Consider the following 14,912-nt stretch of genomic DNA (forward strand, 5'->3'; position numbering starts at 1 on the left):
GTCAGTAGCGCTCGACCGGCACGGCGCGCTCCGGCGGTTCGTACGCCTCCGGCCAGAAGTCGGTCACCCGGGTGATCCGCCCGTCCGCGATCTCGAGGAACGCCTGCGACTCTCCCGACTCCTCCCCCATGCGCCAGTCGAACCAGACCACTGCGCGCTCGTCGTCGGCGATGACCACCTTCGGGGTGAGGTGCCACTCCCCGGGGTAGGTCTGGTTGAACTCGAGGAATGACGCGCGGCCGATGAGCAGCTCGCGCGTCTGTGGCATGTCGTAGACGACGTCCTTGTCCAGCAGCGTCACCCAGGTGTTCCAGTCCCTGGCCTCGAGGAGCTCGAGATATCTACGTCCCAACGCACTGTTGTCCGTCATGGCCGCAACCTATCGGGGGCCGGTGGACCGCGTGGGACACTTCCGGTCGTGATCGAGTTGCGCCCTGCCGTTCTTGCTGACGTCCCTACGCTGATGGAGCTGTGGGAGGTGGCCGCGGAGAACGACTCACGGCCGACGGACTCGGCAGCGAAGGTCGAGGCGCTGATCGCGCGCGACCCTGAGGCCTGCACCGTCGCGGTCACTACCGAGGGCCGGGTCGTCGGCTCCCTGATCTCCGGCTGGGACGGCTGGCGCGCCCACCTCTACCGCCTGGCGGTCCACCCCGACGTACGCCGCCAGGGGCTCGCTCGCCGCCTGCTGTCCCACGCCGAGACCCGCCTCGTGGCCCTGGGCGCCGGCCGGATCGACGCGATGGTCCTGGAGGGCAACGACCTGGGGCAGTCGCTGTGGACGAGCTCGGGCTACGAGTCGCAGGCCGAGTGGCGACGCTGGGTCCGCCCCGTCGGCTGAGGCCGGATCATGAGGTCGTACGCCTCCCGGAACCCGCCGCGCTCGTAGAACGGGATCGACCTGTCACTGGGGCTGAGCACGACGCGTACGAATCCTTCGGCATCGGCGTGATTAGTGAGGGCGGTCAGCATCGCGGTGCCGAGGCCGCTGCTGCGGTGCTCGCGCCTGACGTAGAAGTTGGCCAGGTAGCCCCACCGCGACGGTTCGGCCCCGGGCTTCGGCATCCGGGTGAAGACCAGCATGTTCACCATGCCGGCAGGCTCACCGTCGACGTGGCCCAGCCAGGTCACCCGCTGCTCGTGCTCCTTCAGCATCCACTCGTCGAAACGCTCCTCGAACCCTGGATCGTCGATCGGATGCTCCGCCATCTCCTCGACCCAGGCCCGCCGAAGGTGGGCCAGCACCTGCGTGTCATGAGGGCCGGCCAGGCGTACGTCGGATGCGTCATTCACGGTCGTGAACCTAGCCCAGCAGCGGCGACGTCGCCCCGAATCGCGCCCGCAGCCCGCCTGCGGGTTTTACTCTGTGCGCCATGAAGGTCCCACCGGCAGCCGTCGGACGAGAAGCAGAGAAGTCGTCGACCTTGGCCTGGATCGCGCTTCTGCTCGCGTTCGTGTGGGTCCTTCCGCTCGGTCTGTTCGTGGGCATCGTGGATGCCGTCCTGGGCGCGGTGTGCTCGGTCGCCGGAGCGGTCCTCGCGGTCGTCGTGCTCCTACGCTCACGCCGCGGCATCGACCACGGTCGGGTGCTGGCGTGGATCGCGCTGGCAGGCACCGCGGCACATCTGGCCGTCAGTCTCGCCCTCGGCCTGGTCATCGCGCTGACCACCGAGGCCGTCGATGACCCCGCCGCGATCGATGCCCTCGAAGCGATGGAGGACCCCGGGTGGCCCGTTCCTCCGCAAGATTCCGTCACGGGTGACTGTCTGCTCAGCGTCGAGCGACCATCCCTCACCTCCTGCGACGAGCCCCATCAGGTGGAGGTCGCCGGCACGTACACCCTCCCCGACCACGGCTGGTTCGACGACGCTGAAGCCGCCGCCGACTCGCTCTGCACCAGCGCCGTAGCGCGATACCTCGACATCCCCGAGGACGAGGCCGCCTGGCGCTACAGCATGTCGATCTCCGCGGACGAGCCCCACAGGGTCGCCTGCTGGGCCGTCTCCGACGACTCCATCACCGGCACGATGCGCACCACTCGACCCTGACCGGGATGACTCGGTAATCGTTCGCGCATCCGGGCGGTCGGGTCTACCTTCAGCGCGTGGAGTTCCTGACCCCCGAAGACCTTCCCGCACCGGCCGGCTACAGCCACGCGGTGATCACCGACCCCGGCGCCCGACTCGTCGTGACCTCCGGCCAGATCGGCATCAGCGCCGACGGCACCGTCGCCGACGGCTGGGAGGCGCAGACCCGACAGACCTTCGTCAACCTCGGGATCGCCCTGACCGCGGCCGGCGCGACCTGGGCGGACGTCGTGAAGCTGACCTACTTCGTCGTCTCCACCACCGAGCTGCCGCTGATCCGGTCGGTGCGCGACAAGTTCGTCGACGTCACGCAGCCGCCCGCCAGCTCGCTGGTGCAGGTCGCCGGCCTCTTCCGCCCCGACCTGCTCATCGAGATCGAGGCCACCGCCGCCATCGAGCCATCATGACGGGCGATCCGGCGGGATAGCAGTCGCCGACAACCCGTCGAGGTGCCAACCGTTCCGGCTTGGCATTCACAAGCCCACATGTGCAGGGAAATGGCAGCTGACATCGTGCCTGCGGGTGCCACTTCCGCGCACTTGCAGGCTTATGACGGTGACCCGCCGATCCCCTGCCCCGATGGACATGGGGCGGCACCGGGGATGGTGCGGCAGGGCACCCTGCACATGCCCTGACGGGCATGTCATCATCCGCCCATGTCGAACGACGCGCACCCCACGGCGCCTGGCCCAGACCCAGCGATGCCATCATCATCGGGAACCGAGAGGCCCTCTCAGGCGATGGCGATCGTCGCCCTCATCCTGTGCTGCTTCATCTTCTTCCCGCTGGCTCCGATCGTCGGGATCGGCCTCGCGATCGCGGTGCTCGTCATGTCCCGCCGGGGCCGCAACCACGGCACCAAGAAGGCGATCACCGCAATCGCGATCGGAACATCCGGCCTTGCCCTCATCGTCGGGCTCGTGAGCAGTGCCTGGTGGTTCACGTCCGGCGCCAACATCGAACGCGACAGCATCGGAGCGGTGACGTCGAACGGAACCGGTTGGGTCACGGATCTACAGGTCGGGGACTGCTACAACGACCCGGGGCCGGACGGCGTCAAAGGCGCGCTCGGCATCGTCGACGTCCTCCCGTGTGCCCAGGAGCACCAATGGGAGGTCTACCAGCTCGCCCCGATCCCGGGAACGAGCTGGCCCGGGTACAGCGACATCGAAGACCGCACCTACGCGTCGTGCCGCGCGGCATTCATCCGCCTCACGGCCGACAACGACGATGGCCTCTCGTTGTCCACCTACAGCTTCGCGCCCACGAAGGATGAATGGATCGCCGGCGACCACTACGCGACCTGCATAGCGGGCAACGTCTTCCCCTCCAGCGGTTCGATCAGCGACTGATCCGACAGGAGGCCGCCTACACGACCGAGAGCGGCAGCAGCTTCTGACCGGTCGGGCCGATCTGGATCTCGGTGTTCATCTCGGGACACACGCCACAGTCGTAGCAGGGGGTCCAGCGGCAGTCCTCGACCTCGATGTCCTCCCCGTTCGCGGCGGCGAGGGCGTCCTCCCAGTCGGCCCAGAGCCAGTCCTTGTCGAGGCCGGAGTCGAGGTGGTCCCAGGGGAGGATCTCGTCGTACTCACGCTCGCGGGTGGTGTACCAGTCGAGGTCGACGCCGGTGCCGGCGAGACCGGTCTCGGCGGCGGTCAGCCAGCGGTCGTAGGAGAAGTGCTCGCTCCAGCCGTCGAAGCGGCCGCCGTCGCGCCAGACCTGCTCGATGATCGCGCCGACGCGGCGGTCGCCGCGAGAGAGCAGGCCCTCGACGATGCCGGGCTTGCCGTCGTGGTAGCGGAAGCCGATCGCGCGGCCGAACTTCTTGTCGGAGCGGACCACGTCGCGCAGCTTCTGCAGCCGCTCGTCGGTGGTCTCGTGGTCGAGCTGGGAGGCCCACTGGAAGGGGGTGTGCGGCTTGGGTACGAAGCCACCGATCGAGACGGTGCAGCGGATGTCGTTGCGGCCCGAGACCTCGCGGCCCTTGGCGATGACCTTCTTGGCCAGCTCGGCGATCTGGAGGACGTCCTCGTCGGTCTCGGTCGGCAGACCGCACATGAAGTAGAGCTTCACCTGGCGCCAGCCGTGGGAGTAGGCGGCACCGACGGTGCGGATCAGGTCCTCCTCGGTCACCATCTTGTTGATGACCTTGCGCATCCGCTCGGAGCCGCCCTCGGGAGCGAAGGTCAGCCCGGAGCGACGGCCGTTGCGGGAGAACTCGTTGGCCAGGGTGATGTTGAAGGCGTCCACGCGCGTCGACGGCAGGGACAAGGACACGTTGGTGCCCTCGTAGCGGTCGGCCAGGCCGGTCGCGACGTCGCCGATCTCGGTGTGGTCGGCGGAGGACAGCGAGAGCAGCCCGACCTCCTCGAAACCGGACTTCCGGATGCCGTTCTCGACCATGTCGCCGATGGTGGTGATGGAGCGCTCGCGCACCGGGCGGGTGATCATCCCCGCCTGGCAGAAGCGGCAGCCGCGGGTGCAGCCCCGGAAGATCTCCACCGAGAACCGCTCGTGGACGGTCTCGGCCAGGGGCACCAGGGGATTGCGCGGGTAGGGCCAGGCGTCGAGGTCCATCAGGGTGTGCTTGCGCACCCGCCACGGGATGTCGGGACGGTTGGGGACGACGGCCTCGATCTGGCCGTCGGCGGCGTAGTTGACGTCGTAGAACTTCGGGACGTAGACGGCCCCGGAGACAGCCAGGCGGCGCAGCAGCTCGTCGCGGCCGCCGGGGCGACCGTCCTGCTTCCACTCGCGCACGACCTCGGAGATCTTGAGCACGACCTCCTCACCGTCGCCGAGCACGGCGGCGTCGAGGAAGTCGGCGATCGGCTCGGGGTTGAACGCGGCGTGGCCGCCGGCGAGCACGATCGGGTCGTCGTCGCCACGGTCGACCGCGTGCAGCGGGATCTGCGCGAGCGACAGCGCGTTGAGCATGTTGGTGTAGCCGAGCTCGGTGGAGAACGAGAGCCCAAAGACGTCGAACGCCTTCACCGGACGGTGGGCATCGACGGTGAACTGCGGGATCGGCCCGTGCTCGTCGCCCTCGCGCATGATCTTCTCGAGGTCGGGCCAGACTGCGTAGGTGCGCTCGGCGGCGATCCAGTCACGCTCGTTGAGCACCTCGTAGAGGATCTGCACACCCTGGTTGGGCAGGCCGACCTCGTAGGCGTCGGGGTACATCAGCGCCCACCGCACCTCGACCTCGTCCCACTTCTTGACGGTCGAGTTGAGCTCCCCACCGACGTACTGGATCGGCTTGGACACCAGCGCCAGGCGCGGCTCCAGCCGAGGGAAGACAGAATCAGGAACGAGGTCGCTCTGGGCGACGGTCACGATGGGCACCTCAAAGCTCGGGAACGATCAACCCCAAGCGTACGCCGCCCCGCGACTCCCCGACCAAACCTCGCGCCGTCGAGGCAGCAGGACCGAGCCGGCGTAGCGGGGTGGCGACAGGCGTTGGGGCCGCCCCTCCCGGACGGCCCCAACGACATCAGCTCAGAGCGTCAGCTCAGAACACCGTGGTGAGCAGCAGGTTCGGGGAACCGGTGCCCGGGTTGGTGACCACGTCGGGGGTGGCGGCGCCGGTCAGGCCCGTGGCGACGTCGGCCGGGGTGGCCGTCGGGTTCGCCTCGAGGAAGAGCGCGGCGGCACCGGCGACGTGAGGAGTCGCCATCGACGTACCGGAGATGGTGTTGGTCGAGCCGTCGTTCCAGGCCGAGGTGATGTCGACGCCCGGAGCGAAGATGTCGAGGCACTCACCGGTGTTGGAGAAGTCCGCGGCGGCGTCGGTGTCGTCGGTGGCACCGACGGTGATCGCCTCCGGAACAGCCGCCGGCGAGGAACCGCAGGCGTCGGAGCTCTCGTTGCCGGCCGCGACGGCGTAGGTCACGCCGTCGGCGATCGAGGCCTGGACGGCCGCGTCGAGAGCGGCGTCGTTGCCGCCACCGAGCGACATGTTGGCGACGGCCGGGCCGTCGGTGTGGTTCTCGGTGACCCACTCGATGCCGGCGACGACACCCTCGGTGGTGCCGGAGCCCTGGTCGTCGAGGACACGGACCGGAACGATCGTGGCCTCCTTGGCCAGACCGTAGGTGGTGCCCGCGACGGTGCCCGCGACGTGGGTGCCGTGGCCGTTGCCGTCGGTCGGGTCGGTGTCGCCGTCGACCGCGTCGAAGCCCTCACCGATCCGGCCGCTGAACTCCGAGTGGTCGGTCGCGACGCCGGTGTCGATGATGTAGGCGGTCACGCCCTTACCGGTCTGCTCGTAGTGGTAGTTCTTGTCGAGCGGCAGCGCTGCCTGGTCGACCCGGTCCAGGCCCCAGGTCGGGTCGGCCTGGTCGCCCTGGGTGGTGTAGCGGTGGTTGGCCTGCACGTAGGCGACGTCCGGGTTGTTGCGGACCTCGGCGAGCGCGTCCTTGTCGAGCGAGGCCGAGAAGCCGTTGAACGCCGTGTTGAAGACCTCGCGTACGTCACCACCGGCGTCGCGGGCGTCGCTGCGGACCGACTTGGCCTCGGACCTGGCCACGTCGCTGCCGCCCTGCTTCTCCATCACGACGATGTACTGACCCTCGATCGCGGTCGAGGCGTCGGCGCCGCGCAGCGGTGCCGGACTGTCCGCGGCTCCCGCCGGGACGGTGAAGGCGATCGCCGATGCTGCTGCTCCGACAGCGACGGCGGAGATGACCGCCGGCGCCTTGATGGCACGGTTCTTCATGGTTCGGTTCACGAACTGACTCCCGTCATCGTACGGCCCTGTAGGACCGCGACGAACGCCCTGCGCCCTCCCTGTGGCCGCAGCCCGAAGCGTTCGGCCAACCACGTAATCACGTTACGTAGGTCGCGTAACGACCCAACTCTTCGCATTGCAGCAACGTGCAGACAGCGAAGGTGAACACCTGTAAACAGTCCATAAACAGGGCGGGAAAGGTGGCCCTTCAACAGCACACCGGGCCGCCCGCGTTACGCGAGCGGCCCGGTGGAGCCGATGACGGTCGGATCAGGCGATGGAGGTGTCGTCGATCAGGAAGCTGGTCCCGAGCGAGGAGTCCTCGGTGCCGGTGAACGTCAGCGTGACGGTGCTGCCGGCGAAGGACCCGAGCGAGAACGACTTCAACGAGTACGACGAGCTCGCGTTCAGGTTGGAGTACGTCGCCAGGGTCGTCGAGCCGACCTTGACGGTCAGCTTGTCGTAGGCCGTCGAGGTGGTCGTCTCATTGGTGATCACCCGGAGGTAGAACGACAGCGTCTTGCCGGTCGTCGGCAGGGTCACCGACTGGGAGAGCGTGTCGGTGTGGGTCGAGCCGTAGCCGTTCAGCCACGCCTTGTAGGAGCCCGATCGGGCCGGGGCGCTGCTCGAGCTGTCGATCACGCCGGAGGAGGCGCTCCAGCCGGTCGCGCCCGACTCGAAGCCCGGGTTGGTCAGCAGGTTGCCCGTGGTCGGCGGGTCCGTGGGGTCGGTGCCACCGCTCCACAGCGAGTAGAGGAGGCGGTTGGGCGAGCCGGTTCCCGGCGAGGTGACCACGCCGGTGGTGGCGTTGGAGTTGATCGCCGAGGCGACGGCGGAGGCCGAGGCCGTCGGGTTCGCCTGCAGGTAGAGCGCGGCCACTCCGGCGACGTGCGGGGTCGCCATCGACGTACCGGAGATCGTGTTGGTCGCTGTGTTGGAGGTGTACCACGCCGAGGTGATCGAGGAGCCCGGGGCGAACAGGTCGACGCACGAGCCGATGTTGGAGAAGCTCGACCGGGCGTCGGTGTTGGTCGTCGACCCGACGGTCAGGGCCCCGGCCACCCGGGCGGGCGAGCCGTTGCACGCGTCGGCCCCGGAGTCGTTGCCCGCGGCGACGGCGTAGGTGATGCCGTCCGCGATCGAGCTGGAGACCGCGGAGTCGAGGGTCGAGGAGACCCCGCCACCGAGCGACATGTTGGCGACCGCCGGACCGGAGGTGTGGTTGGAGGTCACCCAGTTCACCCCCGCGATCACGCCGGCGGTCGTGCCGGACCCGGAGGCGTCGAGCACGCGGACGGGCACGAGCGTGACGCTCTTGGCGACACCGTACGTCGTCCCGCCGACGGTGCCGGCGACGTGGGTGCCGTGGCCGTTCTCGTCCTCGGTGCTGGACCCGATGGCGGTGTAGCCGGAGGTCACCCGGCCACCGAACTCCGAGTGTGCGGAGCGGATGCCGGTGTCGATGATGTACGCCTTCACACCCGAGCCGGTGTAGTCGTAGTGGTAGTTCGAGTTGAGCGGGAGGTTGCGCTGGTCGATCCGGTTGAGCCCCCAGGTGGGGTTGGCCTGGTCGCCGCTGGCCTTCACGACCTGGTTGGCCTCGATGTAGTCGACATCGGGGTCGCTGCGGAGCGCGTCGAGCGCGTCGGCGTCGAGCGTGGCGGAGAAGCCGGTGACCGCCTTGTCGTAGGCGTACTTCACCGAGCCGCCCTTCTCCTTGGCGAGCGCCCGGGCCTCGGCGGCGTTGGCCTTGGCCGCCGCACCGTTGCCCTTCATCACGACGATGTAGGAGTTGTCGATGGCCGTCGACTTCTCGACACCGATCAGCGGTGCCGGAGAGTCGACCGCACCGGCGGGACCGGACATGGCCAGGATGGTGCCGGCGGCGCCGACGGCGGTGACCGTCGCTGCTGCCAGTGCGCCGAGGCGCTGGATTCTGTGGGGTCGGTTCACGATTACTGCTCCCGTCGTCAAGCAGCCTCGGGATGAGGGCTGCAAGGGGTCACAGATGCCCTGTAGGGCAACCGGGACGGAACGTAATCGAGTTTACTGACGATGAAACGCGACATCTTTTCGCACTGCAGCAACCTGCAGGCGGTCGCGCGAGCGGAGGTCCTGAAGTGGTCCGGACCGGTCCAGACCGGTGCGCCGCGAGCGGGCCGAGATGCCGAGCAACAGACCCACCGCCAGCAGCGCCGCGATCATCGAGGAACCGCCGTAGGAGATCAGCGGGAGCGGCACCCCGGTGACCGGCATGATGCCCAGGCACATCCCGATGTTCTGGAAGCTCTGGATGCCGAGCCAGCACACGATCCCGGCCGCCGCCACCCGCCCGAAGAGGTCGTCGGTGCGCGCCGCGATCCGCAGTCCGCGCCACAGCACGACACCGATCAGCCCGATCACCACCAGCGAGCCGACCAGCCCGAGCTCCTCCCCCACGACCGTGAAGATGAAGTCGGTGTGCTGCTCGGGGACGAAGCCCGCGCGGGCCTGCGAGCCCTGGAAGAGCCCCTGCCCGAAGATGCCGCCGTCGCCGATCGCGATCCGCGCCTGCTGGACGTTGTAGCCGGCCCCGCGAGGATCCAGCGACGGGTCCGTGAAAGCCATGAACCGGTTGATCTGGTACTGCTTCAGCACCCCGGTCGCGACCACCGTGGTGGCACCCGCCAGACCGGTCAGCGCCAGCAGCGCCAGCCATCGCCTCGGCGTCCCCGCCGCCGCGAGCACGCAGAAGACCGTCACGCCGAGCACCAGCGTGGTGCCGAGGTCGGGCTGGAGCAGGACCAGGACGATCGGCACCGCTGCGACCAGGATCATCGCGACCACGTCGCCCAGCGACACGCGGGCCCGCCAGCGGCCTTCGCTGCGCTCGGCCAGGACCAGCGCCATGGCGATGACCACGGCCAGCTTGGCCAGCTCCGAGGGCTGGACCTGCACCGGGCCGAGGTTGACCCACGACTTGGACCCGTTGACCGTCGAGCCCATCACGAGCACCAGCACCAGCCCGACCACCGCAGCCAGGTAGACCACGGGCGTCAGGAGCCGGACCCAGCGGTGGTTGGTCGCGACCACGCCCACCATCAGCACCAGGCCGGCGGCGACGTTGATCGCCTGTTTGCGCAGGTAGGCGGTGGTGTCACCACCCGTGATCGCGTCCCGGTGGATGGTCGCGGACCAGACCAGGAGCACCGACAGCGACACCAGGACCAGCACCGCGCCCAGGAGGACCAGATCGATGCGGCGTACGAAGGCCATCACGTCGTTCTTCATGCTCTGCCCCTCACCCTCAGTCCTTCGGAGCGACGATCGAGCCGTCGGCGCCGAACGCCGGCAGGTTGCGGGGCGGGTCGATGCCCTTGATCGCGGCCTTGTCGGGCCGCACCTCGGCGCCGCCCTCCTCGATCCCGTAGAGCGTCTCCCACAGCTTGCGGACGGCGTCGCCCACGGCCCCGGAGCCGGTGCCGCCCTGGGAGATGGTCATGATCACGACGTACTTCTTGTTGTACGTCGCGACCCAGCCGGTCGTCTGCTTGCCGGTGACCTCGGCGGTGCCGGTCTTGCCGCGCACCTTCACCTCGTCGAGCGGGAACCCGCCGAACTTCCAGGCCAGGGAGCCCGACTGGGGAGTGCCGAGCAGCGCCTCGTTGACGTAGTCGATGCTCTTGGCCGACATCTTCACCTTGCTGGCGACCTTGGGATCGATCTTCTCGACCACCGTCCCGTCGCCGCTGACGACCGCCTTCCCGATCCTGGGCTCGTAGAGGGTGCCGCCGTTGGCCAGGGACGCGTAGGCCCGAGCGAGCTGGATCGGGGTGACCATCGTGTCGCCCTGGCCGATCGAGAAGTTCACCGCGTCGCCGGTGCGGTAGTAGTTGCCCTCGATGCAGAACTCGTGGGCGAAGAGCTGCAGGAAGTCGGTGGGGGCGTTCTTCTTCTCGTCCATCCGGCAGTAGTAGCCCTTCATGGCCTGGTAGTACTCGGCCTTCCACTTCCGGTCCGCGATCCGGCCCGCCGACTCCCCCGGCAGGTCGATGCCGGTGCGCTTGCCGAAACCGAAGGCCTTGGCGGTCTCCACCAGCGGGTCCTTGGCGTTGACGTCGGCGGGGTTCGCGCCGTACTTCTGCCAGTAGTGGACCCCGACCTGGTAGAAGAACGTGTTGCAGGAGACCTGGAGCGCCTTGGCGAAGTCGATGAACCCGTAGGCGCCCGACTCGTAGTTCTTGAACACCCGGTTGCCCACCTGGAGCCCGCTGGAACAGTTGAGCAGGGTGTCACGGCTGTAGCCGTTGTTGAGCGCGCCGACCGTCATGAACGGCTTCCACGTCGAACCCGGCGCGAACTGACCCTGCGTCGCCCGCGGCAGCAGCGGGTAGCCCGCCTTCTCGGAGTAGAGCCGGTCGAGCTGCTTCTGGGTGATCCCGCCGACCCACTCCTCGGGGTCGTACGTCGGCTGGTTGGCCATCGCGACCAGCCGGCCGGTCTGCGCCTCCATCACCACGACCGAGCCGGAGTCGGCCTCGAAGTTGCGGCCGGAGATCTTGTCGAAGGTGTTGCGCGCGGTCTCGATCGACTCGGCGAGCAGCTTCTCGGCACGGCCCTGCACCTTGGCGTCGATGCTGGTCACCAGCGTGTCGCCGGGCTGGGAGGCGACCGAGTCGCCGCGCCCGATCTCTCGGCCGATCGAGTCGACGGTGACGGTGTCGTAGCCGGGCATCCCGCGCAGCCACTGGTCGTACTCCTTCTCGACGCCGGAGCGACCGACCATCGAGGTGATGTTGAGCGACTCGTCGCCGCGCTCCTTGGCGTTGTCGTTCTCGTCCTCGGTGATCGGGGAGAGATAGCCGAGGACACCGGCGGCATTGATGCCGTAGGGGCTCGGGTAGGAGCGCAGCGTCTGCTTCTCCGCGACCACGCCCGGGAAGTCCTCGGGCTGCTCGAGGATCCGCAGCGCCGTCGACTCGGAGACGTCGGTCGCGATCGGCACCGGCTGGTAGCGGGTGCCGGACCAGTTGGCGATCGCCTCGTTCTGCTTCTTCGGGGACACGTCGACGGCCTTGGCGACGCGCTTCATCAGCGTCACCTTGTCCTCGTCGTCGAGCCCGTCGAGCACACCCTGGTCGAGACTGACCACCCAGGCCGACCGGTTGGTCACCAGCGGACGGCCCTGGGCGTCGACGATGATGCCGCGCACCGGCTGGCGCACGATCTCGCGCTTGGACTGCGAGGCCGCGGCCGCCTGATAGGCGTCGCCGTGGCGTACCTGGAGGTAGAAGAGCCTGACCCCGAGCGTGGCCAGCAGCGAGAAGACCAGAGCCTGGATCACGATCAGCCGCAGCCGGCTGACCTGCGCGGTGGAGAGTCGGCTCGGCACTAGAGGTCCCCTTTGCCGATCAGCCACAGCAGCGCCGGGATCAGCAACGGCGCGAGCAGGAGGTCGTAGCCCACACTGATCGCCACGGTCGGCAGCAGCGTCAGCGGCGCCTCACCGAGGATCAGGCCGCTGACCGCGAAGATGCTGACCCCGATGAAGGCGCAGGTGGCCACCGTGGCCATCACGGTCAGCGCGTTGGGGCGACCCTGGCCACCGTGGCTGCGGCCCTCGTCGATGCTGCCCTCGCGCACGCGTCCGGCGACGTAGCCCACGATCAGCAGCGCGAGCGCCCACCGGCCCGCGGTGTGGTCGGCGGGAGGAGCCAGGTCGAGGAGTACGCCGGCGGCGAACCCGGTCACCAGACCGGCCTGCCCGCCGCGGGTGAGCGCGACCGCGATCACGACCAGGAGCGCCAGGTCGGGGGTGATCCCGCGGATGGCGAACGCAGGCGCGACGCTCAGCTGGAGGACGACGGCGATGATGATCAGCATGCCGACCAGGACGTTGCGCAGCACCGGAGCGGCGCTCGAGGCACGGCCATCCATCTCGCTCATCGCAGATCCCCTTCCGGCGTGACGACGGCGCGGTCGCTCATGGTGTCGCCCGGCACGACCACACCGACGACGTCGAGCGACCCGAAGTCGACGTACGGCTTGATCCGCACCGTGCGCGAGGAGTCACGCACGCTCGCGAAGGTGTCGGTCACCTCGCCGATCGGCAGCCCGGAGACGTAGGGCGCGGCCCGGCCGTCACCCCAGGTGATGACCGTGTCGCCCTTGAGCGGGGCGGCGGTCTGGTCGACGAGGTCGAGGGTCAGCAGACCTGAGTCGGCGCCTCCGGCGACCACGCCGGAGCCCCGGACCATGCCGACCTGACCCGACTTCTTGCCGCTGCGGTCGGCACCGCCGACGCGGCCGCCGACGACCGAGGCGGCGTCGACGATCAGCAGGACGGTGGCGCTGGTCTTGGTCACGCGCAGCACCCGGCCGACCAGGCCGTCGCCGGTCACGACCGACATGTCGGACCTGATCCCGGCAGCGCTGCCGGCGTCGATGGTGACGGTGCGGTTGAAGGTCTGGGCGGGGCCGAAGGCGGTGACCCGCGCCGGCACCAGGGCGTAGCCGAGGTCCTCGGCGGCGCGGGTGATCGACTCGTACTCGGCCAGCTTGGCCCGGCCGTAGTCGGTGACCTCGACCTGGCGGCGCAGCGTGGAGTTCTCGGCCTCGAGCTTCGCGACCCGGTCGCGCAGGTCGTCGCGGGTGTCGAACCACTCCGGGATGCCGGTGAACGGACGAGCCACCAGGGCCGCGCCGGTCTCGAGCGGGGAGATCACCTCGCCGACCGCGGCACGCGCCGGCTCCAGGACGGGCGTCTGGTCGAGCGTGGCCAGCGTCGCGCAGCACAGGATGAGCGCGATCAGCCAGGAGCGCTTCGGACCGCCGCCGCCGGCCTTGGTCTCGAGGCTGCCGCGGCGGTTGAGCCTCTCCCGCGGCGTACGGACCACCGGTTTGGAGCCTTTGCGTTGTTCCAGCCCTTTGCGCAGACGTTCGCTGGGGCGGGGGCTCAGCAACGACACGTCACCATCTCCTGTTCTCGTTCACCAGGACGGGGCGGAGCACGTCGTAGTCCTCGACGCAGCGGCCGGCGCCCATCGCGACCGAGGTCAGCGGGGACTCGGCGACGTGGACGGGCATACCGGTCTCGTGGCGCAGGCGCTCGTCGAGCCCGCGCAGGAGCGCACCGCCGCCGGTGAGCACGATGCCGCGGTCCATGATGTCTCCGGCCAGCTCGGGCGGCGTCTGGTCGAGCGTGGAGCGGACCGCGTCGAAGATGTCGTGCAGCGGCTCCTCGATCGCCTTGCGCACCTCGGCGCTCGAGACGGTCACGGTGCGCGGCAGGCCGCTGACCAGGTCGCGTCCCCTGATCTCGGCCTCGGGCTCGTTGGGGAGTGGCCAGACCGAGCCGAGGGTCATCTTGACCTCCTCGGCGGTGCGCTCGCCCAGGAGCAGCGCGTGCTCCTTCTTCAGCCAGGTCATGATCGCGTTGTCGAGCTGGTGGCCGGCGGTCCGGATCGACTGGCTCGTCACGATCCCGCCGAGGCTGATCACCGCGACCTCGGTGGTGCCGCCGCCGATGTCGACGACCATGTTGCCCGTCGGCAGGTGGACCGGGAGCCCGGAGCCGATCGCGGCCGCCATCGGCTCCTCGATGATGTTCACCATCCGGGCACCGGACTGGTAGCCGGCCTCCTTCACCGCACGGATCTCGACCGCGGTGATCCCGGAGGGGACGCAGATGACCATCCGCGGCTTGGCGAAGTAGCGGCGGCGGTGGACCTGCTGGATGAAGTAGCGAAGCATCTGCTCGGTCGCCTCGAAGTCGGCGATCACGCCGTCCTTCAGGGGCCGCAGCGCGACGATGTCGTCGGGCGTACGTCCCAGCATCTTCTTGGCCTCATGGCCGACGGCGACCATCTCGCCGGTGTTCTTGTTGAGCGCGACCACACTCGGCTCATCGACAAGGACACCCTTGCCGCGGACGTAGACGAGTGTGTTTGCGGTGCCGAGGTCCACCGCCATGTCACGTCCAATGATGCTCGCCATACGTCCTCGCGTTCCCGGGGCGCCGCGTCGGGGATCCGTGGTGCAGGATGCGGGCCCTGCCGACGAGGCTACGAAGGTACGAGCCCCATTCCCAAGAGGCTCGCCGAAACCGCAACGAT

14 protein-coding genes are annotated in these 14,912 nt (G+C 68.9%); 4 read left to right on the forward strand and 10 right to left on the reverse strand.

Going from position 1 to position 14,912, the window contains the following annotated elements; all coding sequences use genetic code 11:
- Nucleotide 1 precedes the first annotated feature (1 nt).
- Nucleotides 2-370 carry a nuclear transport factor 2 family protein gene (locus ACZ6WN_RS19730; protein ID WP_465866946.1) on the reverse strand — a complete coding sequence of 123 codons (369 nt, stop codon included), beginning with the start codon at nt 368-370 and terminating at the stop codon, nt 2-4.
- A 48-nt stretch (nt 371-418) separates the two neighbouring features.
- On the opposite strand from ACZ6WN_RS19730, the gene ACZ6WN_RS19735 reads away from it, so the two are divergent.
- Nucleotides 419-841, forward strand: a complete 423-nt coding sequence (locus tag ACZ6WN_RS19735) for a GNAT family N-acetyltransferase (protein WP_465866948.1) — start codon at nt 419-421, stop codon at nt 839-841.
- Here ACZ6WN_RS19735 and ACZ6WN_RS19740 read toward each other — a convergent pair.
- Nucleotides 793-1,293: a GNAT family N-acetyltransferase gene (locus ACZ6WN_RS19740; RefSeq protein WP_465866950.1), complete on the reverse strand. Its 501-nt coding sequence runs from the start codon at nt 1,291-1,293 to the stop codon at nt 793-795. The genes ACZ6WN_RS19735 and ACZ6WN_RS19740 overlap by 49 nt on opposite strands.
- An 80-nt stretch (nt 1,294-1,373) precedes the next feature.
- On the opposite strand from ACZ6WN_RS19740, the gene ACZ6WN_RS19745 reads away from it, so the two are divergent.
- The 3 genes from ACZ6WN_RS19745 (at nt 1,374) to ACZ6WN_RS19755 (ending at nt 3,439) form a co-directional block, all read left to right on the forward strand.
- On the forward strand, nt 1,374-2,048 hold the full coding sequence (locus tag ACZ6WN_RS19745) for a hypothetical protein (RefSeq protein WP_465866952.1): 675 nt from the start codon (nt 1,374-1,376) through the stop codon (nt 2,046-2,048).
- Nucleotides 2,049-2,104: 56 nt separating this feature from the next.
- On the forward strand, nt 2,105-2,494 hold the full coding sequence (locus ACZ6WN_RS19750) for a RidA family protein (protein WP_465866954.1): 390 nt from the start codon (nt 2,105-2,107) through the stop codon (nt 2,492-2,494).
- A 333-nt stretch (nt 2,495-2,827) separates the two neighbouring features.
- The gene (locus tag ACZ6WN_RS19755) at nt 2,828-3,439 is read left to right on the forward strand and encodes a DUF4190 domain-containing protein (RefSeq protein ID WP_465866955.1); all 612 of its coding nucleotides are present in this window, start codon (nt 2,828-2,830) and stop codon (nt 3,437-3,439) included.
- Between the two features lie 16 nt (nt 3,440-3,455).
- On the opposite strand, the gene ACZ6WN_RS19760 is transcribed toward ACZ6WN_RS19755, so the two are convergent.
- The 8 genes from ACZ6WN_RS19760 to mreB all read right to left on the reverse strand — a co-directional run bounded on the left by ACZ6WN_RS19760 (nt 3,456) and on the right by mreB (nt 14,793).
- Nucleotides 3,456-5,426, reverse strand: coding sequence for a TIGR03960 family B12-binding radical SAM protein (locus ACZ6WN_RS19760; protein ID WP_465866956.1), 1,971 nt, complete (start codon nt 5,424-5,426; stop codon nt 3,456-3,458).
- 175 nt (nt 5,427-5,601) lie between these two features.
- On the reverse strand, nt 5,602-6,807 hold the full coding sequence (locus tag ACZ6WN_RS19765) for a S8 family peptidase (RefSeq protein ID WP_465866957.1): 1,206 nt from the start codon (nt 6,805-6,807) through the stop codon (nt 5,602-5,604).
- 282 nt (nt 6,808-7,089) lie between these two features.
- Nucleotides 7,090-8,772, reverse strand: a complete 1,683-nt coding sequence (locus ACZ6WN_RS19770) for a S8 family peptidase (RefSeq protein WP_465866959.1) — start codon at nt 8,770-8,772, stop codon at nt 7,090-7,092.
- A gap of 93 nt (nt 8,773-8,865) precedes the next feature.
- Nucleotides 8,866-10,089: a rod shape-determining protein RodA gene (gene rodA, locus ACZ6WN_RS19775; RefSeq protein ID WP_465866961.1), complete on the reverse strand. Its 1,224-nt coding sequence runs from the start codon at nt 10,087-10,089 to the stop codon at nt 8,866-8,868.
- A 16-nt stretch (nt 10,090-10,105) separates the two neighbouring features.
- Entirely contained in the window at nt 10,106-12,190 is a 2,085-nt protein-coding gene (gene mrdA / locus ACZ6WN_RS19780) for a penicillin-binding protein 2 (RefSeq protein ID WP_465866962.1), read from the reverse strand.
- Nucleotides 12,190-12,744 (reverse strand): rod shape-determining protein MreD, encoded by a 555-nt coding sequence (gene mreD / locus ACZ6WN_RS19785; RefSeq protein ID WP_465866963.1) that lies wholly within the window; start codon nt 12,742-12,744, stop codon nt 12,190-12,192. Before mreD ends, mrdA begins: the two co-directional genes overlap by 1 nt.
- A complete protein-coding gene (mreC, locus tag ACZ6WN_RS19790; RefSeq protein ID WP_465866965.1) occupies nt 12,741-13,694 on the reverse strand; it encodes a rod shape-determining protein MreC in 954 nt (317 codons plus the stop codon). Before mreC ends, mreD begins: the two co-directional genes overlap by 4 nt.
- 73 nt (nt 13,695-13,767) lie before the next feature.
- Nucleotides 13,768-14,793, reverse strand: a complete 1,026-nt coding sequence (gene mreB / locus ACZ6WN_RS19795) for a rod shape-determining protein MreB (RefSeq protein ID WP_465866966.1) — start codon at nt 14,791-14,793, stop codon at nt 13,768-13,770.
- Nucleotides 14,794-14,912: the final 119 nt, after the last annotated feature.

Source organism: Nocardioides sp. NPDC054178 (genome assembly GCF_055585005.1).

Bases quoted from the DNA above. Each gene is read 5' to 3' on its own strand.
- ACZ6WN_RS19730 (WP_465866946.1), bottom strand. From the start codon at position 370: ATGACGGACAACAGTGCGTTGGGACGTAGATATCTCGAGCTCCTCGAG.
- ACZ6WN_RS19745 (WP_465866952.1), top strand. From the start codon at position 1,374: ATGAAGGTCCCACCGGCAGCCGTCGGACGAGAAGCAGAGAAGTCGTCG.
- ACZ6WN_RS19755 (WP_465866955.1), top strand. From the start codon at position 2,828: ATGGCGATCGTCGCCCTCATCCTGTGCTGCTTCATCTTCTTCCCGCTG.
- ACZ6WN_RS19765 (WP_465866957.1), bottom strand. From the start codon at position 6,807: ATGAAGAACCGTGCCATCAAGGCGCCGGCGGTCATCTCCGCCGTCGCT.
- rodA (WP_465866961.1), bottom strand. From the start codon at position 10,089: ATGAAGAACGACGTGATGGCCTTCGTACGCCGCATCGATCTGGTCCTC.
- mreD (WP_465866963.1), bottom strand. From the start codon at position 12,744: ATGAGCGAGATGGATGGCCGTGCCTCGAGCGCCGCTCCGGTGCTGCGC.
- mreB (WP_465866966.1), bottom strand. From the start codon at position 14,793: ATGGCGAGCATCATTGGACGTGACATGGCGGTGGACCTCGGCACCGCA.